This is a genomic window from Ruegeria sp. ABF4_144 (genome assembly GCF_056160045.1).
The window spans coordinates 2,655,311-2,680,932 of the sequence record NZ_JBSWWK010000001.1; the positions used below are offsets into that span (position 1 = coordinate 2,655,311).

The following is a 25,622-nucleotide window of genomic DNA, read 5'->3' on the forward strand; positions in this document are numbered from 1 at the left end:
ACCATGCAGAAGAAGATAATCTGGCCAAACGGCGCGCGATGCGCCTGTGCGATCACCTTTGATATTGATGCGGACAGCCTGATCCATATCGCAAAGCCAGTCGACGGGCATGATCGCCTCTATCCAATCTCCATGGGGCGCTACGGGCCGACGGTTGCCATCCCTCGGATTTTGGAAACCTACAAACGTTTCGGGCTGAAACAGTCCTTCTTCGCACCCGGATGGGTCGTGGAGCAATATCCAGATGCTATGCAAGCCATCCTGAAGGATGGTCATGAAATCGGCCATCATGGCTATTTGCACGAAGACCCGACAAACCACAGCGCGTCTGAACAAGCCTATTGGTTTGAACGCGCGCTGGAGTCGCATAAGCGAGTTCTGGGCAATGTGCCAAAAGGCTATCGCGCACCGGTTTACAATGTGACGCAAGCGGTCATCGACCTGCTGAACAAGCATGAATTCGACTATGACAGTTCGCTGATGGCGGATGATGTGCCATATCTCATGCGATCTGGCGGGCGGACTTTGGTCGAACTTCCATCGCATTGGGGGACCGACGACTGGCCGCAATTCGCCCATTTTGAGGAGATTGGCTACATGATGCCCGTCGCCGGGCCACGCGCCGGGCTGACCCCATTTTGGGAGGAATTCGAAGCCCAATACGAAGAAGGTGGCTTCTGGATCGGCATCTGGCATCCCTTCCTGACCGGGCGTTTGGCGCGATGGCGGCAAGTGGAAGACTGGATGGAAGCTGTCTTGAACAGGGGTGACGTCTGGTTCGCCACTCTCGGAGAGATCGCGCAGCACGTGCGCGCGCAATATGAGGCAGACCGGCAAAGCGTACGGGTTGAAGAACTGCCCTATTATAAGGCTCCGGTCCTGACGACATGAGTATCCTTCAACGGGCGCGCGACTTCCTGGCTTCGCTCGACGCGCAGCGCGAGGTATTCCTTGGCGTTGCGCCAGATAGACTGTTGCAGGATGCCCGGTCTGCCGCCGCGCGGCGGGCCGCAGGGAAGCTGCTTGGCCCGTTGGACGGCCAGTTTCTTGCGGTGAAGGCCAATATCGACGTGCAAGCGCTCCGAAGCCATGCGGGATCTTTGACTATCGATCCAAAACCAGCAAACAATGACGCCCCGATCGTGGCCAAGCTCCGTTCTGCAGGCGCGATCATTCTGGGCCATGTGAACATGTCGGAGTTCGCCTTCTCCGGGCTCGGAGTTAATCCGCATTTCGGCACCCCTCTGAATGCGTTGGATAGCACAATAGTGCCTGGAGGGTCCTCGAGCGGATCGGCGTCAGCCGTTGCCTTGGGCTTAGCCGACATTGCGTTGGGCACAGATACCTCTGGCTCCGTGCGCATTCCGGCCGCCTGTCAGGGTCTTGTGGGGTTTCGCCCAACGTTGAACCGCTATGAAAGCGCCGGGATTTTACCTCTGGCGCCTTCCTTGGATACGCCAGGTTCACTCGCCTTAAAGGTCAGTCAGATTTGCGCTGTGGATCGCGTTTTGTCGGATTGCAAAGAAACCGGGCACGTCTGCCGTCAAATACTTTGCCTGAGGGAAGATGCCCTAGAGGGATTTACCCCGGAAATCAAGACAATGTACGAACAGGCCCAGCAGCATTTGTCCGAGCATGGCATCGAATTGGAAAGGATTGATATCCAAAGTTTCACTCGTGTCACGGAGATCTTCCAAACCTATGGAACGCTGGTGGGTGCCGAAGCCTTTCGTTTTCTGCCAAGTTTGGTCGGAGACCAGCAAGCCAGACTGGACCCAAATGTGCAGGATCGCCTTGCTCAGGCCGCTTCAATCCATGGCACAGATCTGCAAGCGTTGCTGGAAATCCGGCGGGCCCTCATCCCGGACTTTGGCAGAGAACTGGAAGGGAAGATGCTGCTTTACCCGACATTGCCGTCGTACCCGCCGTCTGTTCTGGCTGTGACCCGCGATAAAGGGGTCTTTGCACGGGAAAACGCACTTATCCTGTCGGTATCGATGAAAGCCGCTTTCCTTAATGCGCCAACAATTTCGATTCCACTTGGAAAACGGAAACCGGGGAGCAGCCTATCCTTGAGCGGCGGCGTAAACACGGACGCGGATGTTCTTGCGACGGCGTCTCATCTGGAGAAGATTTTTTCAGCGATTAGAGATGGCTGAGGTCAGTTCACTCTTTTCAGAATTCTCTTCATTTGTACCTGCGCGTCTCTGGCTTCACCTTTGAATGGTTCATTGCAAACTGACTAGGTGACAAGATGACCACAATCCTGAGAATTGACGCCAGCGTCCGCCGCACCGACAACACTATTGCGGCCTATAACTCCATTTCCCGCGCTTTGGCGGACAGTTTCGTGGAAGAATGGAAAACGGTTGATCCGGACGTCGAAATTATTGTGCGTGACGTCGGAATGACCCCGCCGGATTTCATTTCCAACGACTGGATCGCGTCCGTCTTCACAGCAGAAGAAGAACGCACTCCTGAACAGAGCGCTTTGGTCAGCTTGTCTGATACGCTGATTGACGAGCTCGACCGCTCCGACATCCTGTTGATTTCGACACCCATGTACAACTACGGCATGCCCGCAGCTCTGAAGGCTTGGTTTGATCAGATCATTCGGATCAACAAGACATTTACGTTTGATTTGGCGCGCGGCGACTTCCCTCTGGAACCGATCATGTCCGGCAAAACACTGGTGCTGCTGACATCGGCTGGGGAATTCGGTTTTGATGAGGGTGGAATTCGCAATGACTCGGGTCACCTTTCTGCGCATATCAGCACATTGCGCAAATACCTGGGCGCAGAACGCATGTTCGAAGCTGCGGCCGAGTATCAGGAATTCGCCGATGAGCGTCACAAAGCTTCGGTCGCCTCAGCTCAGGCCCAGGCGCGTCACATTGCGCGTGAGCTTGCCTAACCGTTAGCCAGTTTATGGAAAGTAGAACCTGATGAAATAGACGGGTTCTACATTTCCAACTGATCACAGCACAAGGTGTGTGAGGCAGGTGGTTGTGTCCAGCGCCCTTACTAGAGTGGTTCACGTCGCTAAAGATACAAAACGGCGGCGAATGTAGTTGTAGACCTTCATTTCGGATTGGCAGATAGTTTGAACCAATCTCTGGAGACAACTTCCCCCTATTCGAATTCCAGGTTGGAAGGCGTACTTTGCTATGCTGCGTTCTAACGACAGATTTGTTCCGCTTCTTGACTGTCCATGCGGCGTGCGGCGAAAATCGATTCACACCAGACCGGCCCCTGGTACAAATCACGGCGAAGGTGTCAGTAGAGCCCAATGTGCGTGATGCTGCAAGCTGCGGCGCGTTGTCGAACAGGTTCAGTGGACAGGGCACATGATCGATTGGGTACCCAAGTCCCGCCATCGCCTGCCTGAGATTGTCGCTGCAATTCCCTTGCGCCGCTTGGAACCCCAGCATTTCATCGCGAGCCTGATCGTAGGCGGCGAAGAACTAATCGTAGACACCAGGTGACGTGTCTTCGTTAAACTCCAGAATTGGACACCGACGTTAGACCGAAAAATCGTTCCCTTCACTGGCGTCGGAGTGTTTGAATGGACGCGGGTATGTTCAATCGACATGAACATCTGCGATGTCATCCGCCATGAACGCCCACGCGTGGATCACCTGAGAGCCGAAGGTATCGGTAACTCTCAAGTGTGCGCCTTGCACCAAACGAAACGCGCGGCCCGTGCGGGCTTTCAGCACAAAAGCTTCTGCCATCAGAGCAACAAAGCGCCGGTTGTTGGCAGGAGTACCGTATAAACGCTTGTGGAGGCGGTGATGAACAGGCGATTGCGTTTCGGCCCACCAAAGCAAACATTCGAGACCTCTTCTGGGGCGAAAATCTTGCCCAGCAGCGTGCCATCCGGGTGGTAACAATGAACGCCGTCCTTTGCGCTCGTCCAGATACGGCCTTGGGTATCGAGACGAAACCCGTCAAAGACACCTGCTTCGCATTCAGCAAAGACGTCCCCGCCTGAGAGCTTGCCGTCTGCACTAACGGAGAACGCGCGGATATGATGCTCTCCGCTTGCGTAACGCGTGCCACCACTGTCAGCGATATATAGCGTTTGCTCGTCTAGCGAAAATGCAAGTCCATTTGGACAGGCGAAGTCAGTAGTCACTTGTGTGACATCGCCGGTGGCCGGATCAAGACGATAGACATGTTCACCGTCAAGCTCTGGGTCTGCCTGAAACCCTTCGTAGTCAGACTCGATTCCGTAAGCCGGGTCACTAAACCAGATCGTGCCATCTGATCGTACCACAACATCGTTGGGGCTGTTGAACAGCTTTCCCTCGAAGTGACTGGCCAGAGTCGTAACCGAACCATCATGCTCAATCCGGGTGACACTGCGTGTCCCATGCTCGCAAGCCACGATCCGCCCTTGCCGGTCCAGCGTTGAGCCATTCGTGTAGCATCCGAGGCCTGAGCGGATGTCTCCGACTGCTCCGGTCAGTTCATCCCAGCGGAGCCGTCGATCATTGGGAATGTCGCTCCAGATCAGGCATCTGAACGTCGGAGAATACACTGGTCCTTCAGTCCATTTACCGCCTGTCCAGATTTGGTCGATCGGCTCATCCAGTTTGATGCTGCGTTTGAACCGATCATCACGAATTTCGTAAGTGTCTGTCTTGGTCATTGGCAATACTGGCTCGGGTTGCTACAAATTACATAGCAATATAGGGCGCTACAGAAAGTATAGCAAGTGACTAAGATACCGATACCAGGTCAGCCTGTCCGTGGTTCAAAAAGCGGTGCGCCGATTATGGCTTTGTTCGACCTGCTTGGACGGCACTGGGCTATGGGAGTGCTTTGGACGCTGAGCGAGGCTGGCCCATGCACCTTCCGAAAGCTGCAAGAAGAATGCGAAACAATCTCACCTGCGGCACTCAACACCCGACTGAAAGAGCTTCAAGCGGCGGGATTTATTCATCGCGTTGCCGAAGGATATGCGTCGACTGATCTGGGACAACACCTCTATGATCATCTTTGCCCTCTCGGAGACTTCAGTAAGGAATGGGCGAAACACTTACACGCTCAGGAACAGGAAAGCGGACATCCAGAAACATAGATTGAAGGTCCGATTTGTCCGTAAAGTGGACGTTCAAGCAAGTTTTACCGAACGACCGCAATGCGGTTAAAGCTGACTTCCGCGGCATTACTCCAAAGGACCGCAGTCGGCCTAAACTGGACCTTCATCGTCGGGCTTTGCAAACTCCGAAATGCGGACTTTTCGGTCATTCAGTCGAAACGTGTTAAGGCAGAAGAATGGATCAAATCGTAAGATGGGCAATTTGCTCGCTGTCGCAATGGGTGTTGCAACAGCGATCTAGGATGAAACTGTTCGGGTACACGTAACCATCAAACTGTAACTTGTCACACGAGCCGCAAATAGTGGCCTCAGCAAAGCGCAGAGCTTAAGCGCCACTATCAATCCAAATACTACTCGACCGGTGCCCAATTCGTGCCTGGATCGTAGGCTGAAATTTCAGCTGCAATACTGAGTGTCTCCGGGCCAAAATCTGCCTCGTAGACTATGCCGTTTTCGCCAACCAGAAAGGAATGGATACCAGTTTCTCCGTAGTCTGCCGGTATTGCCAGCAAGGCATGTCCTGCAACAAAGTGATCCCCTACAAAATAGGGGTACGCACCCCCTGGAGCGTTAGGCCCCTGTTCTTGCAGGATTGTGTAATAATAGCCAAGAAACGGTTCAGCTTCATAATCAACCTGACCGTCACTCCACCCCGAAGCTGCGGCGCGGGCAAGCGCTGCTCCGACAAAGCTGTCTTTTCCAGGCCAGAAGAGTCCGTTTTGCTCTTCCGGATCAGAAATGATCGTCTGAGCGAATTCCATAACGCCATTCCCGTTATGGTCGACAAGCCGGAATGCAGCCTGCAGATCAACATAGGCCTCAAGCAATTCGATCACTTCCAACTCATTCAAGCCTATTTCGCGGGCTGAAAGCTCCTCGATCCCTGCTTCCAGATCAAAGTGCCAACCGTCATCTGTACGCAGAATTGGAATTGGAAAAGGCCAACTGTCTTCGCCCAGAAGAAGTACAACCCCTTCATCCTCAGGCTGAAAGCGATACCCCTCAGCGTACATGCCAAGCACTTCCTGCCTTCTTTCCTGGTCTTCCGCCGGATCGCCCGTTCCCACTAAATCCTCGGCTTCAGGACCAAAAATTTCGAGCAATTTGCTCTGATCATTGGCCTTTAACGCATCAACAAAAGCATCCAGTGCGGTTTGCGGAGTATCGAATTTGGCTCCGCCAGAGAGGGCGGGGCTAGCAGTCCCGACGAGCAACAAAACTGTAAATACTGATCTACGCATCTTACCGTCTCCGCTTGCCTTTAGCTGCGTGTCCGCGCCTGGACGCGCTTTGCGTTCTGCTACCGGACGCTTTTTTCTTCATCGCTTGCCCTTTGGATGCCCTGGGCTTGCCCTGCGCCGATGTGGCCTTCTTCGCCTGCGGCTTCTTCGCGGTCTGCGGTCTTTGTGCGACTGGCTTTTTCGCGGCATCTGGACGTTTGGTGCGATCAATAGCCTGTTGCTTTGCGGCAGCCTTATCCCGATCAGCGTTGCCCCGGTTCACCAAAGCCCCGCCTGCTACCGCACCTGCACCCGCACCGACCACAGCCGCGGCTGCCCCGCGGTCCCGGCTAATATCTTCAGCACCAGCTTCTCGGCTTAGCTTTGCACGCAGTTCATCTGTGCGACCGTCAGGACGGTTAACCGGCAAGTCGCCACGGCCACCTTCAGGTCTTTTGTGGTCCGCTATTTTGTTCCGGGCCTCCTGTTGCCGGTCAGGATCGGGGTTCCATCCGATATCCGTTCGGTCACCTAAATCTATATCATTGCCGATATTGACGTTGCCATCGACGTCAATGTCGATGTCTGGATTTCTATAAATCGGACCACCGCCCCAGCCACCGCAATTTCGGCACCCCCAATAGTCGTACCAATCATCGTCGTCGTCAAAAATTTCGTCGATCAGGGCAACAGTGCCAAAAGTCAGCAATGCGGCGCCCACAACGTCTCCGGTTGACGGGCCAGTATAAACTGTTTCGGGATTGTATTGTGGGACATATACTGTTTCGGGTTCTGTCGGTGTAATTATCACTGTGTCGTCATCAGACACTTCGACAGTTTGCTCGGGCCCTGAAACAAGAGCGCCGCTGTCAATTGCTTGATCCCGCATGATCTGAACCGCATCCATCACATCATCGGACTGGGCCAACATGGCTGTGCCGACTGTCTCGGTCCAGTCGATATGAGTGGCCATCTGGCCAACGATTTCGGGGAACGCCGTCGCCAACACAGTGACGGAAGGATCCCATCCCATCGCTTCGATTTCCGGCTCAAGCTCAGCAGGGTCGCGGTCGGTGTTATCCAGTAAATACCGTTCAGCCTTAACAATTTCCAATGGCTGGGTGGCCGCGACAAATATCTGTATGAGCAGCGTGTCGGGATAAAGAGCAACCGGTGCGACCAATGTCTGCAACTCGGCGTCAGTAAGCAGATTGGATGAGTTCGCCGAGGTATCATCTTTTACCGCTACATCTTCGGACGCCTCTTGCGCTAGCGCGAAAGTAGATACGCAAATACCGAATGCAATTAATAGAAACCTGAACATATTGCGATCCTTCGATTTCATGAAGGATCACCTAAGACTGCGATTCTGGCAACCGATCCGTCAAATAGACGGTTTTGGGACAATAATGGCTGCCCAACAAAGTTTGAGCCAGTGTTCGCTTTCGGCTCAGAGCCTACGTCGGACGCATTATAGCGATTGTTGGGACGGCCAAGGCAATTCAATGCCGGCAGTGCGGATAAACCAGCCGCTCACGTAGTGTATTCTAATGTCCGGTTCGAGCCCAAAAACTTCAAATCGGGATGCCGCCTCTCTGCCTTGCGCATGTCGCTAAAGATTGTCTCTATTTTTCTCCACGACCTCAACAAAAGCGACCGCCGCAGGGGATGGTGTTGCGTGCGGATGCATCGCAAGGCCAATTTTTCGCGTCCTGACGGAACTAAGCGGTTTGCTAACCCAGCCCTCTTTGCCATTCGTTGGCGGCAAGGCCATCTCGGCCACCACCGAGACGCCTTGATTGCGTGCCACCATGGTCAAAGTACTTAGCATCTGCGACGTCCGATACCGAACATTTGGGCTAAGACGGGATTGCGTGAACAGACGGCGAATGAAACGGGCAGAACCAGTTTCCGGCATGATGAATGGCATATCGCAAAGCTGCTCCAATCGAATTGAGGATTGCTTGGCCAAAGTACTGTCGGCAGCAACCAAGGCAACAAACTGGTCCTGTGCAACAGGCCATGTCCGGAAGCGTTCATCTGGTAACACGACAAAACCTAGATCAATGCGCCGGTCTTCAATCCAGCGGATAATCTCATCGTCCGCCGCTTCTTCAATAAGCACTTCGATACCAGGATGGGCTGCGTGAAATGCTTCGAGAAGGCGCGGCAATATCTGCAATGACGACGTCGCACCAAAAGATCCGATGCGCAGTCTGCCGGTCTGCACTCCACGATATTCCGAGGCCTCCTGATGCATAGCATCGGCCAGCCCAAGAATTTCACGTGCGCGGGATAGAAGTCGTTCACCCAACGGCGTTAGTTCGATTGGTGATACCGTGCGATCAAAGAGCGTGACGCCAAGCTCATCCTCCAGACTTTTGAGGGCATGAGACACTGCAGGCTGGCTGATCCCAAGTCGCAATGCAGCAGCCGTGAACCCGCGCGTTTCGGCAAGATTGGCGAAAATTTCAAGTTGTCCAAAAGTCATAAGTAAATACTCATTTGACTATAATACAGTATAACTGAAATTCGACATGGGCAATCCGATGTTTTAGGTGTTTCCATGTCTCATACCCTGTCATATCCCATAGCGTCGCAGAATGCTCTGCTGTACGTCCGGCTCACAATGGTAGCCTTCCTATGGGGCGGTACATTTGTCGCTGGTCGCATGGTTTCGGCCGAGATTTCCCCGCTGGTCGCTGCAACGGCACGGTTTGGTCTGGCATCGCTGATATTGCTTTATCTTGTGTGGAAAACGGAAGGCGGTTTGCCCCGCCTCACCTGGCGTCAAAGCGTGTTGATGGCACTTCTTGGACTGTCCGGCGTCTGCCTTTACAACCTGTTCTTCTTTTCCGCTCTGGCTGAGATGCCAGCCTCGCGAACAGCACTAATTGTTGCCTTCAATCCGATAGCCGTGGCTCTAGCCGGGGGGCTGATCGCGCGGCAGCTCCTACCGATTGGGCAAATTGCCGGGATGTGTGTAGCACTAACCGGGGCCGTGATCGTGATTAGCGAGGGGGACGTTGCCGGACTGATGACTGACGTCCGGCAAAGCTTTGGACAAGGAGAACTGTACATGCTGGCTGCGGTGGGCAGCTGGGTGGGCTATACGCTTCTTGGACGCAAAGCACTTGGAAGCATTTCACCGCTCGCGGCAACTACTTGGGCTGCATTAATTGGGTTTATGTTGTTGGCATTGGGGTTGCAGCTGGCCGGTCCAGTGCAACTGCCTCAATTACCGACGTTGACTTGCACATTGGCCATCATCTATCTGGCCATTGGCGGAACAGTCGTGCCATTTGTTTGGTACTATCGGGGGGTACAGACGCTTGGGCCTGAGCGTACCGCGGTATTCACCAATCTCGTCCCCGTCTTTGGGGTGGCCCTTGGAGCTGCTATCCTGCACGAACCAGTTGAGGCTTCCATGCTGGTGGGTGGTACGTTGGTGATTGCCGGAGTTTCACTCACCAACAGAGTGTGATGCCATATGCCAAGGAACAGCCGGCAAGACAGGGTAGTTTGTTGATCAGTTACCGGTTTTCGCTGCGGACGTCGACGTTTTCAAATATACCCGGGGCAATAAAGGCAGACCGATGCTAAACCGACCTTCATACATCGTGCAGCATCGATGACTTTGCGCTCATCGCGGCCCTCGGAGACAGCGCAGCATGCTGTGATAAAATTTTCCGGTCAACGTCGGGTTTTCGTTGTGGGCGGGCATGGCGGATTGGAGGATCAACCATGGAAGCCCCAAACTTACCTGCCATTCGTGATCTTCGCCCAGTTGGAACAAAGGACGCATCGTCGGCCAGAGGCGCCCGCTGAGACCAAAACATGTCTGGGCGATCAGAGTGCACCTCGAACTTGCCGAAAACCATTGCGACCTTGCGCTCTTCAACATGTCAATCGACAGCAAGCTCCGCGGCTGCGATTTGGTGAAGATGAAGGTTGTCGATGTCATGTCATCGGGTCAGATCAAGGAAGGGGCTTCAGTATTGCAAAGCAAGACACAGAAACCTGTGCGCTTTGCGATATCCCAAGGCACACATGCCTCTGTTGAGAAGTGAATGGAAGATGAGCTGATGGTCGGTTCGGAGTACCTCTGGCCCGGCCAATTTCACGAACGCATGCACATCTCGACACGCCAATATGCACGGATTGTCGGCGATTGGGTCACGTTGATCGGCCTCGAAGCAAGCGCCTATTGAACCCATTCAATGAGGAAAACCAAGGTCACCCAGATCTACAAGAAGACCGAAACCCTTCGCGCTGTTCAGCTTCTTCTTGGCAATACAAAGATGGACAGTACAGTCCGGTATCTCGGCATCGAACTCGAGGGTGCCTTGGCCTTCGCCGAAGCCATTGAGATTTAACGCTCACGGGTCGCTCTCGCGGGCGGACCAAAGGAGACATCCAGGGCACCGCTCGGACGCCACATCGGCAGCCAGCATTGCTGCCGTTCGCTGCGCCCTCTCGACTTCTTACGTGACAATTACGCCGCTCCCGGTGTGCATTGTTGACAGTCTGGCAGAACCGCAGCGTGGCAGTTCACTGACACGTAAGTGTTTCACTGGCGCAAAGCGGTGAGTTTAGTTTTGATCGTGTAGTCGACCAAAGCCGCTACCCGCGCCGTCTCAATGCATCAGTAAGTGGTAACCGCGCCGCGACGATCGCGGGTAAAGCGCCGCCAATGGCTCCGATTGCCAGGCCAACCAGCGCAGCGCTTACCATTACGTCTGTACTGACCACCAGCTGGAAGGCTAATTCTGCATCGTTTGCGCCTATTGTGCTTGCCTGCCAGCCATTCATCACCAACCATGAAACGGTCAGGCCCAGGCCAACCCCGAATATAGAAAGCAAGACGGCCTCCGACCATGTCGCTAGGCTTGCGGACAGTCGGCTAAAACCCAGTGCACGGACAGTGGCGATCTCGACAGTTCGGTCCGAAACCGAACTCATCATTGTGTTCAGCGCCCCTGCGATTGCACCAATAGCCATCAAAATCGCGATCGGCCACCCAAAGTATCTGATCAGTTGCGATGTTCCGGCAGCTTGGCCGGCGTAGAGTTGGGCCTCAGTCAGCACTAATAGCTGAGCCCCTGCGAATTCGGCAGCCGCCCGGTTGAGCCCGTCGATTTTATCGTTTTCAGCCAGCCTCAACCGCAGGCTTTGCACCTCTCCTACACGATTGAACGCGGCCGCGACGGCATCAATATCGCCCCAAATCTCTGATTCCAGCGCGCTGCCGAAGCTTGCAAAATGACCGACCACTGTCCAATCGACCGGACCGAGCCGAACCTGATCTCCAATGTCCAAGCCAGGGTATCGGGTGGCAAGTTGTTTACCCACCACGATCTCGCGCGTACCAGGCAGCATTGCGCGACCGGAAGACAGGGTGACCTCCGCGCGAATACTCGGACCCGTATCGTCCATACCGCGCAATGCCAGTGTTTCAGCCAAATCGTCGGCGTGGCTGCGAAACTCGACAGGAACCACGAGTTCGCGCGACAGGATCGGCATGCCCCGATTGTCGCGCATGACCCCAATATCGCTGCGCATCGCCATAAGCGACCGGACAACATCCGAGGGGATTTCAGAGTTGCCTTCCTGCCGCGTGCCACCACCAAGGATGACCGCGACATCCGGCGATCCCGCACGTTCCAGCGTGATCTCGAACCCGCGCGCCATTGCGAGAAATCCGCTCAGGACACAAACGACCAGCATGATCGACCCGGCCATAGACAGGGAAATGGCCAGCCTGCGGGGTAGACTGAGTAGGGTGGCGCGGCTCATCGCGATGATTTGTCGAATGGTTGAAGGCATCAAAGTCACCTCGTTCTGAATGCTGAAAGGATCGGCGTGCGCATTGCGGACAGCGCAGGAATTGCTCCGGCGGCCAAGCCCAGAAGGAACACCAGCGTAATTAAGTGCAGCACAATGTTCTGGTCGAAAACCAACCCCAGAGCGGGCGGCAGGGCGAGGCTGGCAAGTTTTGCAAGAATGATGCCGATGGCGCCGCCTAGCGCGAAAACAAAAAGGACCTCGGACAGAACCATCAGCAGGATGCGCCAACGGGAAAACCCGAGGGTCTTCAGCACGCCGATCTCAAAACGCCGTTCGCGCAGGGCGAAGACCATCGTATTGATAACGATCATCAACAGGGTCAAGAAAGACACACCAACGACCAATGTGACAACATGTTTGACGTCGGCATACTGGCTCAAAAAAGCGCTGAGAAACTGTTTCTCTGACAGGGTGCGCGTTGGGGCTGCTGAATTGGCGAAAAGCGCGTCAATTCGTGGTGCCAATTGTTGCGCAGCGACACCCGGGGCCGGACGTAGCGCGAAAGTGGAAACGGTATCTTTGCCCCGCGCGCGACCTTCGTTGATATAGCGGTACTGGGCAAGAATGAAGTAAGTGTCTGTGCTGGCGTTTTTACCATCGAAGATTTCGGCGATCTCGAAGGTCCAGTCCCGACTTCCATCGCTTCTTTTCGTCCGAAAGGCCGAAACTGTCAGTCGGTCGCCGATTGACCACCCCTGCGCCTCTGCAAGGGCACGGCCCACTAAAACCTTGTCCCGCCCTGAGCCGAGAGCTTCTATCATGGACGGGGTCAGCCCAAGTTCCGCCCCGCTGACAGCTAACAGTTTGCCCGGCTCTCCGGCGCTGACCGCTACGACGTTGCGCGCGTCACCGACGCTGCCGCGCAGGCGGGTGACCGGACTAACCTCAGCAACACCTGGCAGCGCTGCGATGCGCGGCAGATAGGCCATTGGCAAGCGCTGGCTGCGACCGGCCGCGTTCATCACACCGAGTAAATCCTCACTGGCTGCGGCGGTGCCCTGTGACCCGGCGATGAAACTGGCTGTGAGCCCGTAAATGAAGAAGGCGACGACAACAGACACAATCAGCAGAACGCAACGAAACGGTTTGCGCATCGCGCTTTTGCGGGTGAGGCCCAGAAACGTCATGCCATCACCTGCACGCGTTCGACAAAGACGCCCTTATCGAGGTGCAGGGTCCGGTCAGCCGCCTCGGCGGCTTCGGGATCATGGGTCACCATGACAATGGTCTTGCCAAGCTCGCGGTTCAGATACCCCAGCATAGTCAGAACCTCATCAGCGGATTTGCGATCGAGGTCACCTGTTGGTTCATCACACAGCAGCAAGGCAGGATCAGACACAATCGCTCGGGCAATGCCGACGCGCTGCTGCTGCCCGCCGGACATTCGTGCAGGGTTTTGCCGACCACGTCCGCCAAGACCGACAAGGTCGAGGATTTTTGCAACCCTCTCGCGCCGGACAGGCGCTGGGATCGGTTTCAACAGCAGAGGAAGCTCTATGTTTTCCTCTGCGGTCAACATCGGCAGCAGGTTGTAGAATTGAAATACAATCCCAAGATGATGCGCACGCCACGCGGAACGGGCAGTCTCACTCATATGGTCCAGCCTCTGGCCCGCGATCCTGATGTTGCCGGAATCTGGCGCGTCCAGGCCGGCAAGCAGATTGAGAAGAGTGGATTTTCCCGACCCCGATGGTCCCATAACGGCGACGAATTCACCCTTTTTGATCGCAAGATCAAGGTTATCGAAAATTTCTACCCTTGTACCACCGGTTCGGTAAGTCTTGCTGACACCGCTTAGAGCAATGAAGGGATTGTCGGTTTCGGAGATCGTCATCAAGGTTTAACTCCTGATTGTGCGTGAACGACTAAAGGTGATGAAGGAAGATCGATCCTGACACGTGCGGCCATGCCTGGTCGCAACCCAGAGGGCGGATCTATAGGTCTTAAGCGCAGCCTGACCGTTCCTTTGGCGGCATTTACCTCAGGCGCGACGCGTTGCAGTACGAAGGGAAAGGGGTGATCGGGAGAAGCGTCCAGAACGACCTCTCCGAAAACATCCTCGCCCAATAAACTGATTGCCTTTTCGGTTACATCCGCGTCGATCACCAAGTGATCCAGATCGGCGATTGTCATCAGCCCGCTTCCGTCATGGATCGCGTCGATCCGATCGAGCACCGCATCGCCAACATGTGCAGATATCTGCGTCACCGTCCCTGAGATCGGCGCGCGCACAGTCAGATCGGAGACCCGATCTTCTGCAATTCGGACAGCAAGCTCTGCGGTCGCGACCTCAGCTTTCGAATATTCGACACTGTTGATTGCCATGCGCGCGGCGGTCTGCGAATCTTCCAATTGGTTACTGGCGATAGCGCCCCTTCGGGCTAGTTCGGCCCGCCTTTGCAGTGTCGCGTCAGCCTGCGCCTCGGAAATGCGCGCGGCGGTGAGCGAGAGCCTCGCCGCGTCGAGCGCAAGCCTTGCGTTTTCAAGCGCAAAAATGACATGTGTGTCCTGGATCAACAAAAGGGGTTGGCTCTTGGCGACCCTATCTCCGGGTGCAACGAGAATATCGACGATTAACCCACCCTGCTCCGCGTAGACGACAGCCTTGCGCGGCGCGATGACATAGCCCGATCCGGTGATTTCCCGGGCAGCGGGCACTGTTGCAGAAACCGACAGTTGCGGACTGGCATTCTGTTGCATGGCTTCTGATGGCGCACCTAATGACACCGTATTGGTGGGCGCGACATCGAAGGGCAAAGTTTCAGATCGAAGGACAAAGGCGGCGCCGGCCGCCAGCAGCAATACAGCGCTCAGTGCCGCCAGCACTGTCCTGTAGATCTGTGGCCGCTTGCCCAACGCTGATGATGCGGGCACCGGATATGCTGAAAGCTCTCTCAGAGTCTCAGCCATTTTGCTGCTATTATCGGTGACTGTTTTCATGTCACCAAAGTCCGTCGCGAACAAAAAAACCGCGACCTTGAACACGATCTAGGACGTTCAAAATCGCGATTTAGTCAGTTTTGTTCCTTGTCAGGATCTCCGATGTGGACTTCATCCCTTGGCTTTGCGCCATTCCAGCGGTGTCATGCCCGTGACACGCCGAAACTCTCGATTGAAATTGGATTTCGTTTCAAAACCAACGTCCAACATGATTTCTGTGACCGACCGTGTGCTGTTTTGCAGCAGCTCGCAAGCCGCGCCAATGCGAAAATCATTGACGTATTGCGAGACGTTTTTACCCGTCGTCTGATTGATCGCCCTCGAAATTTGCCTGGACGGTATGACTGCCCTGCGCGCTAGCCTTGAGAGGTTAAGATCCGCGTCCCGATAAATTTGTGTGTCTTTCATCAACCGCTCTACTTTTACCATGATCACAGGATTTTCTGCGTCGCTAAGGTCGGGGGGGATAGCGGCCACCGGGTCCGCTCTCTCACTCTCCCCGGCCGTCCGACCGTGGCTTGCGACTGCGGCAGCCAAAGAAAGAAACAGCAAGGTCGCGACATTGCCGATGGACACGAGCTGAGGCAAATGGCTCGCACCCGCGGTCGCAATGTCAATTGTGATCAACGTGTCAATCGCTGCGGAGAAGATTAATACAAGCGCTGCAAAAACCAGAGCACGATGAACTGGACCTACGGCATCCAACGCCGTTGCTTTGAGCGCATCCGCCCCAGACCGCAGCAAAAACAGGATCAGGACCGCGTAGACAAGGAACGTTGTGATAAGGACGACATCCAGCGCAGCTGGCCAGAACACCATGGACAACAAGACCGTGAACAACGGAAGGCCATGCGGAAAGATTGAATAGAGCTTAGCCACGCGGCGTGGGCCAACCAGTTGCAACGATCCGAAATACACCAAAGGTGCCATCACACTCGCAAGCGGTGGGGAAAGAAACCTGGCCCACTCGATCCCGTATCCAAAACGCAACCCGATCAGCAGGGACTGGAGCGCAGCACACGCAATCAAAAGCACAAACGCCGGGTTATTGGGTCGCTCATCGTCTCGCAAGACCACGCGCGTGAATAGCAGCCCCAATAGCAGCGTGACAACGAAAGGCAGCGGTACAAAGATCATAGTGCAGGGGCAGCTCGGTCGGCGTGAGGACAGGTATCGCGACGAAAGATGGGACACCTACGGCCAATGGTCTAGAGCTCAAGTGGATGTTTCTAAGGTTGGTGTTTGCTTTTTCGCGCTAATGGCGCTCAGATAAGCGGACTCTAGTTCGAGCTTCGATGCCCATTGCTTCTAGCTTTTGTCTTTCTATTGCCGGCCCTTTGCTACCGCTAACCCCAGCTACCAACGCTGCAGCATAGCTTCCGCATTTCGGTCGTTCATATACTATTTGAATGGTTCATCCATCATAGATGAGTTGTGCGAGACTATACGATGATTAAGTCAAACGGCTAACTTCCATCTCAGATTTGAAATTTGTGGAATATCATTACGCACGTACTCTCTGTCATTCCTGTCATAAAACGGTGCTAAGTTGTGCGCATTCTGGACAAAGGACTGAACGGAGGCTGCGCGAATGAAACTCGCTGTTTGGAACATGGAATGGCTCAACGACTTGGTCGATAGCGATTCAGGCGAGCTCAAACCAGGTGACCGTAATGTCCGCGGACCTCGTCCACCTTGGGAAAATGAAGGGCCGACGGTCGCAGAACGCGTCGCGCTGCTGCGCGAGGGGCTTGCCGACTTAGACCCAGACATCCTGCTTGTTGTCGAAGGTCCTGATCGGACTGAGGATATGGAGATCCTTATGGCCTCCATCTCAGATGCAGAATGGGCCATCTACATCCAGCGTTCACGCTTTCCATCCGCCCCTGACAACCCACGTCAAAACACCTCCACTCAATGTGTCGGCATCGCCCTCAGAACAGATCGTGGAATTTTTGCAGATATGCCAATGACCATCATGGATTCCGAGGACCCCGCTGCTGGGCTGATCCACACGGCAACTGAGCCTTTCTTCCTCGACCTCGGCGCTGACAAAGTGCCTGAATGGTTCCGCTACGAACGCCGCCCCCTCTGGGTTACGATCCACCCGGCACAGGGATCGGATTTCAATATCATGGGCCTTCACTTGAAATCGAAGGGCATCTTTGCGGCACATGAGTGGTCTCGCTGGTGGCAACTAGCAGATGCCAACCGAATGCGTTTGCTCGCGCAATGCCGTCATATTCGTGAAGCGTTCTTGGACGTCTACCTCTCCGACCCGGCGGCGCTCCCGTTGATCGTAGCCGGTGACATCAATGATGGCCCCGGCTTTGACACGTCCGAAATGCGGCTTAATGCCAGCGGGGTCGAGACTTTGATGGGTTCTGTTTGGAAACCAGGTCTGAGCCTCGGCAATGCTCTCTTCGATGCTTTGAATGACCGTGACCGCGCGCGGCTTGATTTCAATGACGTGACAACCACGCGCTTCGCTGATCCTATTTTCAACGACACCTACCATCGGGTGATGATCGACCACATACTCTATTCCCGAAACACTCCTGGCTGGGTGGCTGCAGGTGAGGTTCCACGCGAGACGGCGGCTGGCACCGAGTATTGGAAAATTTCCGACCACTTTCCTGTCATTGCCGAGATCACACCGCCTAACGTCGGCGCCTGAATCAAAGCGTCGGACCGCGGCCCTTAGCGGACCTTGAGTACTACGTTCGAATGTTGCGTTTGCAGCCCGCTTTCCTGCCATTCGCTGTAAGTGCAATATCAGAGACCGGCTGAAGAAGTGCCTGTAACGGGAGCTGAAGGGAAAACCCAGCAGCCCCCGGGCACCATCACTTCAGCTAAGCCTATGTTTTTGCTCCAGCTTTTAGCGACTGCTTGGAGCCGTAGACCATGTCGGCTCGCGTGACCTCCTTCATCCACTTTCTCAGGACTTCAAGCGGATAACCTGAACCGTACCCGTGGCCCACTCCGTCGGTCTGCCACCCTCCTATCTGGTCCACGATGTCGGCAGGACACTCAACGGCCCTGAGGCGATCTCTCATAGCGTGACGGAAGCTGTGCATTGAGCATCCGTCTGGCACGTGCCCCTTCATCCATTTGTTTAGTGCGGCGCTTGCTGCGTTGGCGTTGGTCGTGTCAGTCTTGTTGTATCGCGGGAAGGCGTGGGGAGAGGTGGATTTCTGGCTAATGATGCGCTCTGCTGCCCATTTCGCCGCTCCTTCGAGTGGTACCAGTCGTTCGCTCCCGGTGGTTTTGAGCCGTCGCCATGGGTGAGGGCGGATATGGGCGACGAGGGAGCCGTCTTCTTCAATAACGAAGTCTTCTCTGATCATCCCTGCTGCTTCAACAAGGCGCAGCCCTGTGTCGGACACGAGGGCAACCAGCCACCGTAGATCATCATCAACTTCGCGGCACTTACCTTTGATGGTCGCGAGGGCATGAGCAGGAACCGAAGTTCGACTGGAGACACCAGCTGAACGATCATAGTAGACGCCAGAGAAAGGGTTATTCAGGGTAAGGCCTTGTTCGCTTGCGGCGAAGTTCGTGACTGCCCGGACTGTGCCAAAGACCCGCGTCATGCTGCTTCCAGCGAGACCTCGTGCGATCAAGGCGTCTCTGAAAGTGTTCGCGTCAGCCTTCGTGTAGGCGTCGAGGTGTTTGTCTCCACAGGCATCGATAACGTAGCCACAGGCCCTCTCAACGGCTCTATGGAAAGTCACCGGACGGCCATTCCCTTTGAGTTGGAGGTAAATCCCAACAGCCTCCGACAAAAGCACAAATGAAGAAGCAGGCGGACCATCAATAACCCCTGTTTCTCTCGTCAGTTTCATCCTGAGCATGTGCTTGCCGGGAAGCTCTGCATCCTGACATCTCAGGTGATACCAGTACTCATCAAGCTGATCTGCAGCTCGTCTGGCTCGCACTTCAGCGACCTTTGATGACTTAGTTCGCAGCGAATAAGCGATCCGAGGAGATGTGTAGTAATCTCTAAGTTCTTTCGGGATGCGGCGGCTGAAGTAGAAAACACCGTCTTTTACGAAGGTGAAAGGGCGCGAAATGGTCTCCGACATGGTCTACGGCTCCAAGCAGTTGCTAAAAGCTGGAGCAAAAACATAGGCTTAGCTGAAGTGATGGTGCCCGGGGGCGGAATCGAACCACCGACACGAGGATTTTCAATCCACTGCTCTACCCCTGAGCTACCCGGGCACGGGAACGATGTTTATCGTTGGGTGGAGGCCTTCTATGACTTGCTACTGGCAGTGTCCAGAGGCTTTTTTACATTTTTTCAATGTGGGCGCGATTGCTCTGATTCAACTTCGGCAGCATCCGCATCTTGGTCCTCTTCGCGCTGGGACGGAACGGCATAAGACCCGTTCAACCACTTGGCCAAATCGATGTCGGCGCAGCGTTTGGAACAGAACGGGCGAAATTTAGCAACCGTATCGTCACCACAGATCGGACAGCTCATTTCAGCACCTCCGACAACGGGACTCGGCCACGTTTCCGCTGTAATTCGTAATGCCCCAGAGGGGTCCAGCCAGCCAGAGTGGTCTCGATCCCGTCTGCCTTGAATGCAGCGCGCAGAGTCGATTCGAACCCACGGCGATCCTTCTTGGGCATGGGTGCCAGATCCAGAGTGATTTGCCCACCCAAACCTCGCACACGCAGCGCGCGGGCCAAGGCCTTAGCGCAAGCGAAATTTGCCTTGGTACCGGCGGCCAGAGACGTATCGGACCCGGTATTCACATCCACGGCGACCAGCGCGCGTGTGGGCTGGATATAGAGGTGCCCACCACCCGGCAGCGGCTCGGCAATCCCGCGCACTACGTCCAACGCATCGAGTACGCCCTGCGCCTCGAACCCGCCCGCCTGCGTCATGATCTCAGCCGGGTCGGTCCAGTCTCGCCAGGCCAGAACATGCGGGCCGTCGCCTTCGAGCAGAAGCTCGGGCTCGGCACCCGTATCTTTCAGAACCTGATCGGCATGGGCCAACATGGCGCTGATATCTTCGGCAATCTCGCCCGCGTCCTCGCCCGCGCAACACGACCGCAGGATCAAACCATAGTCGCTGCCCTCCATGCTCTCATGGGCAATCTCGAGCAGACGGTCGCGTTCATCCTCATCACGGATAGACCGCGAGATATTCAGGCCCGGCGCATGGGGCGTGACAATCGCATAGCGGCTTTTGAAAAGGACGCGGTCAGTGACCGGCAGCGCTTTGCCCGGTTCTGCATAGCCGGTGACTTGCACCAGCATCAGCGCACCGGGCGCCAATCCTTTGACCTGCCGCAGAAAGGCCGGGCCGTCGGGGGTTGTCAGGAACATGCCGCCCTGCCCTTTTACCGGACGGTCAGCACGGGCGCGATAAATCGTGCCAGGCGCGGGCGCATCTGTGGCGATCAGGAAATCTTCCAGCTTGCCATCTACCATCAAGGCAGCGGCTTCACGGTTGTCGATGTGATCCAGAATGATGGTGCGACCCTTCATGATGCCTCACGATACAGGGGATAGCCGATGCCTTGCAAAAGGGCGGCGGTCTCAGACAGAGGTAGACCGACAATGCCGGTGAACGAGCCCGAAATCCACGGTATAAATGCACCCGCAGGGCCTTGAATAGCGTAAGCGCCTGCCTTGCCTTGCCAATCTTCAGTGGCGAGATAGGCGTTGATCTCAACGTCCGACAGGCGCTTTACCTTGACTTGGGAAACCACATCGCGCTGCAACACACGGTCCCCACGCCGCACGGCGACCGAAGTGATCACACGGTGCCGACGTCCAGACAAAGCATGCAGGAATTCAGCCGCTTGCCCCACATCTTGGGGTTTGCCCAGAATGCGGCGACCCAGTGCAACGGTGGTATCTGCACAGAGGGTTACATCGTCACTATCGGCCTGAACTGCCTGCACTTTTGCGCGCGTGATACGGCTGCAATAAGGAACAGGCAACTCGCCCTTCAAAGGCGTTTCGTCGATGTCGGGGGCGCGGATGGCATCGGGCTGCACGCCAAGCTGGGCCAGCAGGTCCAGCCGCCTTGGGCTGCCCGATCCTAAGATAAACGCCATTGCGGCAGGCGTTACTTGAAGCGGTAGTTGATCCGACCCTTGGTCAGATCATACGGGGTCATCTCGACCTGAACCTTGTCGCCGGCCAGAACGCGGATGCGGTTCTTGCGCATCTTGCCTGCCGTATGTGCGATGATCTCATGGCCGTTTTCCAGCTCGACCCGAAACGTCGCATTAGGCAGGAGTTCCTTCACGACACCGGGAAATTCGAGCGTATCTTCCTTGGCCATGTTGTCTCCATCATTACGTTGCACCCGCAGAATCTACGGGGATGTGGGCTTAAATGAGCCTATTTCGGGCTTATTTCAAGGGCGGAATCGCCTACAGGCGCGATATTATGACTGAATCGACTCGAGGCACCTGCTCAGCCCAGTGCATCCGGTTCAGTACGTTTCCGTCAGCGCGGACCCCGGCAATGGCCGACAGGTCGACATCCGCATAAGTCCAGCCGGACTGATTCAAGGTACCCTCGGACAGCACGCCAGTCGCCGGAAAACCCTTGTCCGGCGGGCCGAAAACGCCACCGGTGCCGGTGTTCATGTCCACAGCCTCGGACCAGTCATTGTCACCAACCAGCGACGCCATCACCGTAACACACTGGTTTTCCAGCGCCCGAGACATCGCACCTATACGCACACGCCAATAGCCGGCCAGCGCCTCGGTGCACGAAGGGACGAGGATCAGGTCGGCCTCCTGCAGGGCGCGACCCAACAGGGGGAACTCACTGTCATAGCAGATCAAAACGCCGATCTTGCCCAAAGCGGTGTCAAACAGCTTGAGAGGACCGCCGGGCGCAATGTCCCAGTCTTCGCGCTCGAACCGGGTCATGATCTGTTTGTCCTGATGATCCTGCTGGCCATCGGGCGCATAGAACGCAGCGCGGTTTACCGGGCGACCGGGGCCATCCACGATTGGGGCCGATGCGCCCAGAATGTATGTATTGTACTCGCGCGCGAGACGCTGATGCAGGGCCTCAGCCTCTTCCATTCGATCCGAAACAGCACGGATTGAGCGTTCCAGATCACCCGCCACCTCAGCGCCATCAAGCGTCGACAACTCCATTGCGCCGTATTCGGGGAACACAAGAAGCTCAGCCCCCTGCCCGGCGGCGTCCGAGACCCAGCGGTTCAGCTTGTCCTCGTATTGCGCCCAGCTGTCGAGCCAGTCGAGGTTATAAGCGGCGGTTGCGACTTTCATTGCGCGGGCTCCTCAGGCCTGATTTGGCGAGACACTAGTAGGGCGTATCTCAATGTGTACAGACGTATTGTGTGTCCCAGTCGCAATCGACGGGAAAGTGAATTGGCAGAAGGCACCCGAGATGCTTCAATGTGACTGGGAGGAAGACCATGCAAAACCCGGAAAGCTTCGAGAAGTTCTATTTTGCCAAAGTAGGTATGGGCGAAGCCTGCGGCTGCGCGGAACGCGTTATCGATGTTTTCGAATTCAATCGAAAGGGCGGCGCACAGGCGAAAAAGGCATTAAAGCCGAAAAACCGCAAAAGCTGGTCTCTTAGAGGGTGGGCCGTCAAATACGGTCTGCTCAGCAGAAAACGTCAGGCTCGAAACGCTAGCGCGAACTAAGACGGCAAATCCCTGATCCAGAACTGCAAGGGTTTCTGAGTTTCATCCCCTTGGCCGACATCCTTCCACGAAAACTGAGCCACCGCGCCAGGCAGCGGCTCATATCCCCGCGCGCGCCAGAAGCCATCCAGTGGGCGGTAGCTTTCCGGTCGCATCGGATGATCTTCCGGGCGCTGCACGCTGCAGAAGGCACACTTTTTGAATCCTAGCGCTCGGGCATGAGCCTCGCGCAGGTCAAAGAATTTGTGGCCTACACCCTGCCCCCGATAGTCAGACAGCAGTACGGACTCGGCGCAATAGAAGATTTCGGACAGGTCCAGCCCGGACCCTTCGAAAGCTGCGGCGAAATCGTCGGCGTGTTCATTCAGAGGCGCCCCGGTCGAAGCCCCGATCAACCGGTTGCCGTCGAAGGCTCCGACCACAATCGCCTTGTCGCTGTCGCGGTAGGATTGCAGGTATTTGCGTTCGTAATCCAGATCACCGTCATACAGGTACGGCCACGCCCGGAACACTTCGATCCGCAACCGCGCCACGTCGTCCAGAGCGGCCTCAAGTGCCGCTCCGGTCAGGGGGCGGACGTCGGTGACCTCAGCCATTCGAAACCTGCTTGGTCCAGTCAGCAAGGTTGTAGAAAGTGGTGACGCGAGTGATCTTGCCATCTTTGAGATCAAAGAACGATCCTGCGGGCAGACGATAGGTTTGGCCATGCGCCTCGGGCAGGCCCTCATCGGTTTCCAGATAGGTACCGTTTACGATGAACTCGGCCGCGGCGCGGGTACCGCCTTCGGCGTCGAACACCACAATATCGGTCAGGTTCTCACGGTAGCAGCGATTCATGTGATCACAGAATGCCGCGAACTTCTCTTTACCCACGCGAATCTGGCCCTCGTTCACGTGATGAGCCACGTCGTCGGACAGGCAGGCCAACATGCCGTCCACATCGCCCGCATTGAAAGCTTCGAAATAGGTTTTGACGGTCTGGTTCATAGTCACTCCGTAGGTTCGCCCCAGCGTTCTTTCAGATGCCCAATGATCTGATCACGGGTCTGTCGGTAGTGATGTAACTTTTCTTCGCGATTCTCGCCCAGCCCGGTAGGGTCCATTATTGGCCAATAATCGACATCCAGATGAAAAATCCGAGTCAGTTCCAGCGCTTTTCGCTGACTGGCAGGCGACAGGGCAACCACCAGATCAAATGAGCTGAGGTCGTCGCCCCATTCCTGCATCTCGTCGAAGGAGCGTGTCCGATGGCGGGAAAGCTCAACCCCGATTTCTTGGCAGACTGAAATGCAGAAGCCGTCGATCTCAAAGTCGTTGCGCACCCCGGCAGATTGCACATAGGTCCCAGTGCCATAGAACTTTTTCATGATGCCTTCGGCCATCGGAGACCGGACCGAGTTATGGTCGCAACAAAACAAAACCGACTGCGGCAGAGGCTTCACCCGTCAGCCCCCGAAGTGCAGCACGCAGATCAGCGTGAACAGACGGCGGGCAGTGTCGGTGTCGATATCCGCTTTTCCTTCCAGCCGCTCCTGCAGCACGCGGCTGCCTTCGTTGTGGATGCCGCGCCGGGCCATGTCGATGGTTTCGATCTGGCTGGGCGGCAGGGTTTTGACCGCGTTGAAATAGCTCTCACAGATCTGAAAATAGTCTTTGACCACCTGTTTGAACGGGCCCAGCGAAAGATGAAATTCTGCCGCTTTTTCTTCGGCCTCGGTGGCGACATCAAACACCAGCCTTTTGTCCCGGATCGACAGCTGGACGTGGTAAGGCCCTTCGGGCACCACGCGCTCGTCCCGCTGAGGCAGCACAAAGCTGTTGTCTTCCAGCAGGTCATAGATGGCAACCTTGCGTTCCTGCTCGATCTCAGGGGTCGGCGGCGGCAGGTTACGGTCATCCAGTTCGATATGCGAAATGCGGGTCATGCTTCTCAGGTCCGTTCAGATCGGCCCAGACTTATCCCAACTAAAATCTCTGAACAACGAGGGAATCTGTCAGATCGGATGCTCTGCAGGCTCAATTCCATGCTTCGTAAGAAGATGATCCAAAAGCGAACCCGGGTTGAAACTGTTCACACCCGCAAACATCTGTCGAAACCAAGACCCGTAAAAGTGAATCGACATCTTGTTCTGCCAATCAAGAAAATCGAGTTTTGAGATATTCGGGTCGTTCCACAAAGCGCGAAAACGGGGCGGGATCGAATAAAGTTCGGTTCGCGGCACCGCCTTCCCACGTTCGTCTGACTGAAAGACGAAGTGATAGAGCATAGGGGGACCCAGACTGAACAGAGGCAGGCTCCAATAGGTGGATTTACCGAATATTCGCAGATAGGTTTGCTTTTTGTCCTCTGGCCACCAAGGGGGAACAAGGTCGCTTTCAAAGGCAAACTTGCACATTTCCCGTAGCGCCGGGCTGTCCGACGGAAAAGCCAGCACGCCGTTCATCAAGCGTTTCTTCTTTCGATTACCCAATGGGAAAAGGTACCCGTCGCGGGTTTCGAATGGCCTGAGCGCATAGGCATCAGCGTCCACCCAGATATAGCCGGTTTGCTGCATAAGCTTCAGGCGGAACAGATCTGCGTGAACGGCCACGGATCGGGTAATCGGGTCCCGGTAAATCTCGGGCGAGTCAAAAATCTCGCGCGCGTCACGGGCTTCGACGTAGTCCGGAATATCCTCGAGATCGCCATAGTGGTAGACAATCGGCTTCTGATCGACATCCGCAAAAGACTTCAGGCACAGATGCTCAAGAAAACTGAACCTTTTGCCGATCCAAAGGGTTGCCACGCGTTCCAAATAAAGCTCCTTCCAGCCGTTTGACTGTGTGACTGCGCCTCAGGTCTGCTATTGTG

At 55.5% G+C, this 25,622-nt stretch carries 29 protein-coding genes, 1 tRNA gene and 1 pseudogene; 9 read left to right on the forward strand and 22 right to left on the reverse strand.

Annotated elements, in window-relative coordinates; all coding sequences use genetic code 11:
* The first annotated feature begins 3 nt into the window (after nucleotides 1-3).
* The 4 genes from ACXAGD_RS13250 to ACXAGD_RS13265 all read left to right on the forward strand — a co-directional run bounded on the left by ACXAGD_RS13250 (nucleotide 4) and on the right by ACXAGD_RS13265 (nucleotide 3,485).
* Entirely contained in the window at nucleotides 4-891 is an 888-nt protein-coding gene (locus tag ACXAGD_RS13250) for a polysaccharide deacetylase family protein (protein WP_475211284.1), read from the forward strand.
* Nucleotides 888-2,159 carry an amidase family protein gene (locus ACXAGD_RS13255; RefSeq protein WP_475211286.1) on the forward strand — a complete coding sequence of 424 codons (1,272 nt, stop codon included), beginning with the start codon at nucleotides 888-890 and terminating at the stop codon, nucleotides 2,157-2,159. The genes ACXAGD_RS13250 and ACXAGD_RS13255 overlap by 4 nt, the downstream gene beginning before the upstream one ends.
* A gap of 95 nt (nucleotides 2,160-2,254) precedes the next feature.
* Entirely contained in the window at nucleotides 2,255-2,914 is a 660-nt protein-coding gene (locus tag ACXAGD_RS13260; protein WP_475211288.1) for an FMN-dependent NADH-azoreductase, read from the forward strand.
* Between the two features lie 433 nt (nucleotides 2,915-3,347).
* A complete protein-coding gene (locus ACXAGD_RS13265; RefSeq protein WP_475211289.1) occupies nucleotides 3,348-3,485 on the forward strand; it encodes a hypothetical protein in 138 nt (45 codons plus the stop codon).
* A 96-nt stretch (nucleotides 3,486-3,581) separates the two neighbouring features.
* Here the strand turns inward: ACXAGD_RS13265 and ACXAGD_RS13270 are convergent, their stop codons facing one another.
* Complete coding sequence (locus ACXAGD_RS13270; RefSeq protein ID WP_475211290.1) at nucleotides 3,582-3,734, reverse strand: DUF1989 domain-containing protein; 153 nt, start codon at nucleotides 3,732-3,734, stop codon at nucleotides 3,582-3,584.
* Nucleotides 3,734-4,654 (reverse strand): SMP-30/gluconolactonase/LRE family protein, encoded by a 921-nt coding sequence (locus ACXAGD_RS13275; protein ID WP_475211291.1) that lies wholly within the window; start codon nucleotides 4,652-4,654, stop codon nucleotides 3,734-3,736. The genes ACXAGD_RS13270 and ACXAGD_RS13275 overlap by 1 nt, the downstream gene beginning before the upstream one ends.
* A 126-nt stretch (nucleotides 4,655-4,780) precedes the next feature.
* Between ACXAGD_RS13275 and ACXAGD_RS13280 the strand changes: the two genes are divergently transcribed.
* On the forward strand, nucleotides 4,781-5,086 hold the full coding sequence (locus tag ACXAGD_RS13280) for a winged helix-turn-helix transcriptional regulator (protein ID WP_475211293.1): 306 nt from the start codon (nucleotides 4,781-4,783) through the stop codon (nucleotides 5,084-5,086).
* Nucleotides 5,087-5,457: 371 nt separating this feature from the next.
* On the opposite strand, the gene ACXAGD_RS13285 is transcribed toward ACXAGD_RS13280, so the two are convergent.
* From ACXAGD_RS13285 to ACXAGD_RS13295, 3 genes are all read right to left on the reverse strand, one after another.
* A complete protein-coding gene (locus ACXAGD_RS13285) occupies nucleotides 5,458-6,348 on the reverse strand; it encodes a DUF2950 family protein (RefSeq protein ID WP_475211294.1) in 891 nt (296 codons plus the stop codon).
* 1 nt (nucleotide 6,349) lies between these two features.
* A complete protein-coding gene (locus ACXAGD_RS13290; RefSeq protein WP_475211295.1) occupies nucleotides 6,350-7,672 on the reverse strand; it encodes a DUF3300 domain-containing protein in 1,323 nt (440 codons plus the stop codon).
* 267 nt (nucleotides 7,673-7,939) lie between these two features.
* Nucleotides 7,940-8,818 (reverse strand): LysR family transcriptional regulator, encoded by an 879-nt coding sequence (locus ACXAGD_RS13295; RefSeq protein ID WP_475211297.1) that lies wholly within the window; start codon nucleotides 8,816-8,818, stop codon nucleotides 7,940-7,942.
* Between the two features lie 75 nt (nucleotides 8,819-8,893).
* On the opposite strand from ACXAGD_RS13295, the gene ACXAGD_RS13300 reads away from it, so the two are divergent.
* Both ACXAGD_RS13300 and ACXAGD_RS13305 read left to right on the forward strand, forming a co-directional pair.
* A complete protein-coding gene (locus ACXAGD_RS13300) occupies nucleotides 8,894-9,811 on the forward strand; it encodes a DMT family transporter (protein ID WP_475211299.1) in 918 nt (305 codons plus the stop codon).
* A 260-nt stretch (nucleotides 9,812-10,071) separates the two neighbouring features.
* Nucleotides 10,072-10,703, forward strand: a pseudogene (locus ACXAGD_RS13305) (tyrosine-type recombinase/integrase).
* Between the two features lie 247 nt (nucleotides 10,704-10,950).
* Here ACXAGD_RS13305 and ACXAGD_RS13310 read toward each other — a convergent pair.
* From ACXAGD_RS13310 to ACXAGD_RS13330, 5 genes are all read right to left on the reverse strand, one after another.
* On the reverse strand, nucleotides 10,951-12,153 hold the full coding sequence (locus ACXAGD_RS13310) for an ABC transporter permease (protein ID WP_475211300.1): 1,203 nt from the start codon (nucleotides 12,151-12,153) through the stop codon (nucleotides 10,951-10,953).
* Between the two features lie 5 nt (nucleotides 12,154-12,158).
* The gene (locus ACXAGD_RS13315; protein WP_475211302.1) at nucleotides 12,159-13,301 is read right to left on the reverse strand and encodes an ABC transporter permease; all 1,143 of its coding nucleotides are present in this window, start codon (nucleotides 13,299-13,301) and stop codon (nucleotides 12,159-12,161) included.
* Nucleotides 13,298-14,008 carry an ABC transporter ATP-binding protein gene (locus ACXAGD_RS13320; RefSeq protein WP_475211304.1) on the reverse strand — a complete coding sequence of 237 codons (711 nt, stop codon included), beginning with the start codon at nucleotides 14,006-14,008 and terminating at the stop codon, nucleotides 13,298-13,300. Before ACXAGD_RS13320 ends, ACXAGD_RS13315 begins: the two co-directional genes overlap by 4 nt.
* Nucleotides 14,008-15,159: an efflux RND transporter periplasmic adaptor subunit gene (locus tag ACXAGD_RS13325; RefSeq protein WP_475211305.1), complete on the reverse strand. Its 1,152-nt coding sequence runs from the start codon at nucleotides 15,157-15,159 to the stop codon at nucleotides 14,008-14,010. Before ACXAGD_RS13325 ends, ACXAGD_RS13320 begins: the two co-directional genes overlap by 1 nt.
* A 66-nt stretch (nucleotides 15,160-15,225) precedes the next feature.
* The gene (locus ACXAGD_RS13330) at nucleotides 15,226-16,185 is read right to left on the reverse strand and encodes a helix-turn-helix domain-containing protein (RefSeq protein WP_475211307.1); all 960 of its coding nucleotides are present in this window, start codon (nucleotides 16,183-16,185) and stop codon (nucleotides 15,226-15,228) included.
* A gap of 520 nt (nucleotides 16,186-16,705) precedes the next feature.
* Between ACXAGD_RS13330 and ACXAGD_RS13335 the strand changes: the two genes are divergently transcribed.
* The gene (locus ACXAGD_RS13335) at nucleotides 16,706-17,791 is read left to right on the forward strand and encodes an endonuclease/exonuclease/phosphatase family protein (protein WP_475211308.1); all 1,086 of its coding nucleotides are present in this window, start codon (nucleotides 16,706-16,708) and stop codon (nucleotides 17,789-17,791) included.
* Between the two features lie 181 nt (nucleotides 17,792-17,972).
* Here ACXAGD_RS13335 and ACXAGD_RS13340 read toward each other — a convergent pair whose 3' ends face one another.
* The 7 genes from ACXAGD_RS13340 to ACXAGD_RS13370 all read right to left on the reverse strand — a co-directional run bounded on the left by ACXAGD_RS13340 (nucleotide 17,973) and on the right by ACXAGD_RS13370 (nucleotide 22,388).
* Complete coding sequence (locus ACXAGD_RS13340; protein ID WP_475211310.1) at nucleotides 17,973-19,199, reverse strand: DUF6538 domain-containing protein; 1,227 nt, start codon at nucleotides 19,197-19,199, stop codon at nucleotides 17,973-17,975.
* A 61-nt stretch (nucleotides 19,200-19,260) separates the two neighbouring features.
* A tRNA-Phe gene (locus tag ACXAGD_RS13345) sits at nucleotides 19,261-19,335 on the reverse strand.
* 79 nt (nucleotides 19,336-19,414) lie between these two features.
* Nucleotides 19,415-19,597: a DNA gyrase inhibitor YacG gene (locus ACXAGD_RS13350; protein ID WP_475211312.1), complete on the reverse strand. Its 183-nt coding sequence runs from the start codon at nucleotides 19,595-19,597 to the stop codon at nucleotides 19,415-19,417.
* Entirely contained in the window at nucleotides 19,594-20,616 is a 1,023-nt protein-coding gene (locus ACXAGD_RS13355; protein WP_475211315.1) for a ribonuclease E/G, read from the reverse strand. Before ACXAGD_RS13355 ends, ACXAGD_RS13350 begins: the two co-directional genes overlap by 4 nt.
* Entirely contained in the window at nucleotides 20,613-21,191 is a 579-nt protein-coding gene (locus tag ACXAGD_RS13360; RefSeq protein ID WP_475211317.1) for a Maf family protein, read from the reverse strand. The genes ACXAGD_RS13355 and ACXAGD_RS13360 overlap by 4 nt, the downstream gene beginning before the upstream one ends.
* 11 nt (nucleotides 21,192-21,202) lie before the next feature.
* On the reverse strand, nucleotides 21,203-21,421 hold the full coding sequence (infA, locus tag ACXAGD_RS13365) for a translation initiation factor IF-1 (RefSeq protein WP_005978431.1): 219 nt from the start codon (nucleotides 21,419-21,421) through the stop codon (nucleotides 21,203-21,205).
* Between the two features lie 91 nt (nucleotides 21,422-21,512).
* A complete protein-coding gene (locus tag ACXAGD_RS13370) occupies nucleotides 21,513-22,388 on the reverse strand; it encodes a carbon-nitrogen hydrolase family protein (RefSeq protein ID WP_475211320.1) in 876 nt (291 codons plus the stop codon).
* Nucleotides 22,389-22,537: 149 nt separating this feature from the next.
* On the opposite strand from ACXAGD_RS13370, the gene ACXAGD_RS13375 reads away from it, so the two are divergent.
* The gene (locus ACXAGD_RS13375) at nucleotides 22,538-22,771 is read left to right on the forward strand and encodes a hypothetical protein (protein ID WP_475211322.1); all 234 of its coding nucleotides are present in this window, start codon (nucleotides 22,538-22,540) and stop codon (nucleotides 22,769-22,771) included.
* Here ACXAGD_RS13375 and ACXAGD_RS13380 read toward each other — a convergent pair.
* The 5 genes from ACXAGD_RS13380 to ACXAGD_RS13400 form a co-directional block, all read right to left on the reverse strand.
* Nucleotides 22,768-23,367, reverse strand: coding sequence for a GNAT family N-acetyltransferase (locus tag ACXAGD_RS13380; RefSeq protein ID WP_475211325.1), 600 nt, complete (start codon nucleotides 23,365-23,367; stop codon nucleotides 22,768-22,770). The two genes, ACXAGD_RS13375 and ACXAGD_RS13380, sit on opposite strands and share 4 nt — an antisense overlap.
* The gene (locus ACXAGD_RS13385) at nucleotides 23,360-23,758 is read right to left on the reverse strand and encodes a ketosteroid isomerase-related protein (RefSeq protein ID WP_170403287.1); all 399 of its coding nucleotides are present in this window, start codon (nucleotides 23,756-23,758) and stop codon (nucleotides 23,360-23,362) included. Before ACXAGD_RS13385 ends, ACXAGD_RS13380 begins: the two co-directional genes overlap by 8 nt.
* 2 nt (nucleotides 23,759-23,760) lie before the next feature.
* Nucleotides 23,761-24,213, reverse strand: coding sequence for an arsenate-mycothiol transferase ArsC (locus ACXAGD_RS13390; RefSeq protein ID WP_475211327.1), 453 nt, complete (start codon nucleotides 24,211-24,213; stop codon nucleotides 23,761-23,763).
* 3 nt (nucleotides 24,214-24,216) lie between these two features.
* Nucleotides 24,217-24,696, reverse strand: coding sequence for a UPF0262 family protein (locus ACXAGD_RS13395; protein WP_475211329.1), 480 nt, complete (start codon nucleotides 24,694-24,696; stop codon nucleotides 24,217-24,219).
* 69 nt (nucleotides 24,697-24,765) lie between these two features.
* A complete protein-coding gene (locus tag ACXAGD_RS13400; RefSeq protein WP_475211331.1) occupies nucleotides 24,766-25,566 on the reverse strand; it encodes a glycosyltransferase family 32 protein in 801 nt (266 codons plus the stop codon).
* Nucleotides 25,567-25,622 lie beyond the last annotated feature (56 nt).

Excerpts from the sequence above, each read along its gene's own strand:
- ACXAGD_RS13335 (WP_475211308.1), top strand. The coding sequence starts at position 16,706 with ATGAAACTCGCTGTTTGGAACATGGAATGGCTCAACGACTTGGTCGAT.
- ACXAGD_RS13280 (WP_475211293.1), top strand. The coding sequence starts at position 4,781 with ATGGCTTTGTTCGACCTGCTTGGACGGCACTGGGCTATGGGAGTGCTT.
- ACXAGD_RS13275 (WP_475211291.1), bottom strand. The coding sequence starts at position 4,654 with ATGACCAAGACAGACACTTACGAAATTCGTGATGATCGGTTCAAACGC.
- ACXAGD_RS13370 (WP_475211320.1), bottom strand. The coding sequence starts at position 22,388 with ATGAAAGTCGCAACCGCCGCTTATAACCTCGACTGGCTCGACAGCTGG.
- ACXAGD_RS13255 (WP_475211286.1), top strand. The coding sequence starts at position 888 with ATGAGTATCCTTCAACGGGCGCGCGACTTCCTGGCTTCGCTCGACGCG.
- ACXAGD_RS13375 (WP_475211322.1), top strand. The coding sequence starts at position 22,538 with ATGCAAAACCCGGAAAGCTTCGAGAAGTTCTATTTTGCCAAAGTAGGT.
- ACXAGD_RS13395 (WP_475211329.1), bottom strand. The coding sequence starts at position 24,696 with ATGACCCGCATTTCGCATATCGAACTGGATGACCGTAACCTGCCGCCG.
- ACXAGD_RS13360 (WP_475211317.1), bottom strand. The coding sequence starts at position 21,191 with ATGGCGTTTATCTTAGGATCGGGCAGCCCAAGGCGGCTGGACCTGCTG.
- ACXAGD_RS13250 (WP_475211284.1), top strand. The coding sequence starts at position 4 with ATGCAGAAGAAGATAATCTGGCCAAACGGCGCGCGATGCGCCTGTGCG.
- ACXAGD_RS13295 (WP_475211297.1), bottom strand. The coding sequence starts at position 8,818 with ATGACTTTTGGACAACTTGAAATTTTCGCCAATCTTGCCGAAACGCGC.
- ACXAGD_RS13380 (WP_475211325.1), bottom strand. The coding sequence starts at position 23,367 with ATGGCTGAGGTCACCGACGTCCGCCCCCTGACCGGAGCGGCACTTGAG.
- infA (WP_005978431.1), bottom strand. The coding sequence starts at position 21,421 with ATGGCCAAGGAAGATACGCTCGAATTTCCCGGTGTCGTGAAGGAACTC.
- ACXAGD_RS13315 (WP_475211302.1), bottom strand. The coding sequence starts at position 13,301 with ATGACGTTTCTGGGCCTCACCCGCAAAAGCGCGATGCGCAAACCGTTT.
- ACXAGD_RS13355 (WP_475211315.1), bottom strand. The coding sequence starts at position 20,616 with ATGAAGGGTCGCACCATCATTCTGGATCACATCGACAACCGTGAAGCC.
- ACXAGD_RS13260 (WP_475211288.1), top strand. The coding sequence starts at position 2,255 with ATGACCACAATCCTGAGAATTGACGCCAGCGTCCGCCGCACCGACAAC.
- ACXAGD_RS13340 (WP_475211310.1), bottom strand. The coding sequence starts at position 19,199 with ATGTCGGAGACCATTTCGCGCCCTTTCACCTTCGTAAAAGACGGTGTT.
- ACXAGD_RS13285 (WP_475211294.1), bottom strand. The coding sequence starts at position 6,348 with ATGCGTAGATCAGTATTTACAGTTTTGTTGCTCGTCGGGACTGCTAGC.
- ACXAGD_RS13300 (WP_475211299.1), top strand. The coding sequence starts at position 8,894 with ATGTCTCATACCCTGTCATATCCCATAGCGTCGCAGAATGCTCTGCTG.
- ACXAGD_RS13310 (WP_475211300.1), bottom strand. The coding sequence starts at position 12,153 with ATGCCTTCAACCATTCGACAAATCATCGCGATGAGCCGCGCCACCCTA.
- ACXAGD_RS13320 (WP_475211304.1), bottom strand. The coding sequence starts at position 14,008 with ATGACGATCTCCGAAACCGACAATCCCTTCATTGCTCTAAGCGGTGTC.
- ACXAGD_RS13270 (WP_475211290.1), bottom strand. The coding sequence starts at position 3,734 with ATGGCAGAAGCTTTTGTGCTGAAAGCCCGCACGGGCCGCGCGTTTCGT.
- ACXAGD_RS13350 (WP_475211312.1), bottom strand. The coding sequence starts at position 19,597 with ATGAGCTGTCCGATCTGTGGTGACGATACGGTTGCTAAATTTCGCCCG.
- ACXAGD_RS13265 (WP_475211289.1), top strand. The coding sequence starts at position 3,348 with ATGATCGATTGGGTACCCAAGTCCCGCCATCGCCTGCCTGAGATTGTC.
- ACXAGD_RS13290 (WP_475211295.1), bottom strand. The coding sequence starts at position 7,672 with ATGAAATCGAAGGATCGCAATATGTTCAGGTTTCTATTAATTGCATTC.
- ACXAGD_RS13385 (WP_170403287.1), bottom strand. The coding sequence starts at position 23,758 with ATGAACCAGACCGTCAAAACCTATTTCGAAGCTTTCAATGCGGGCGAT.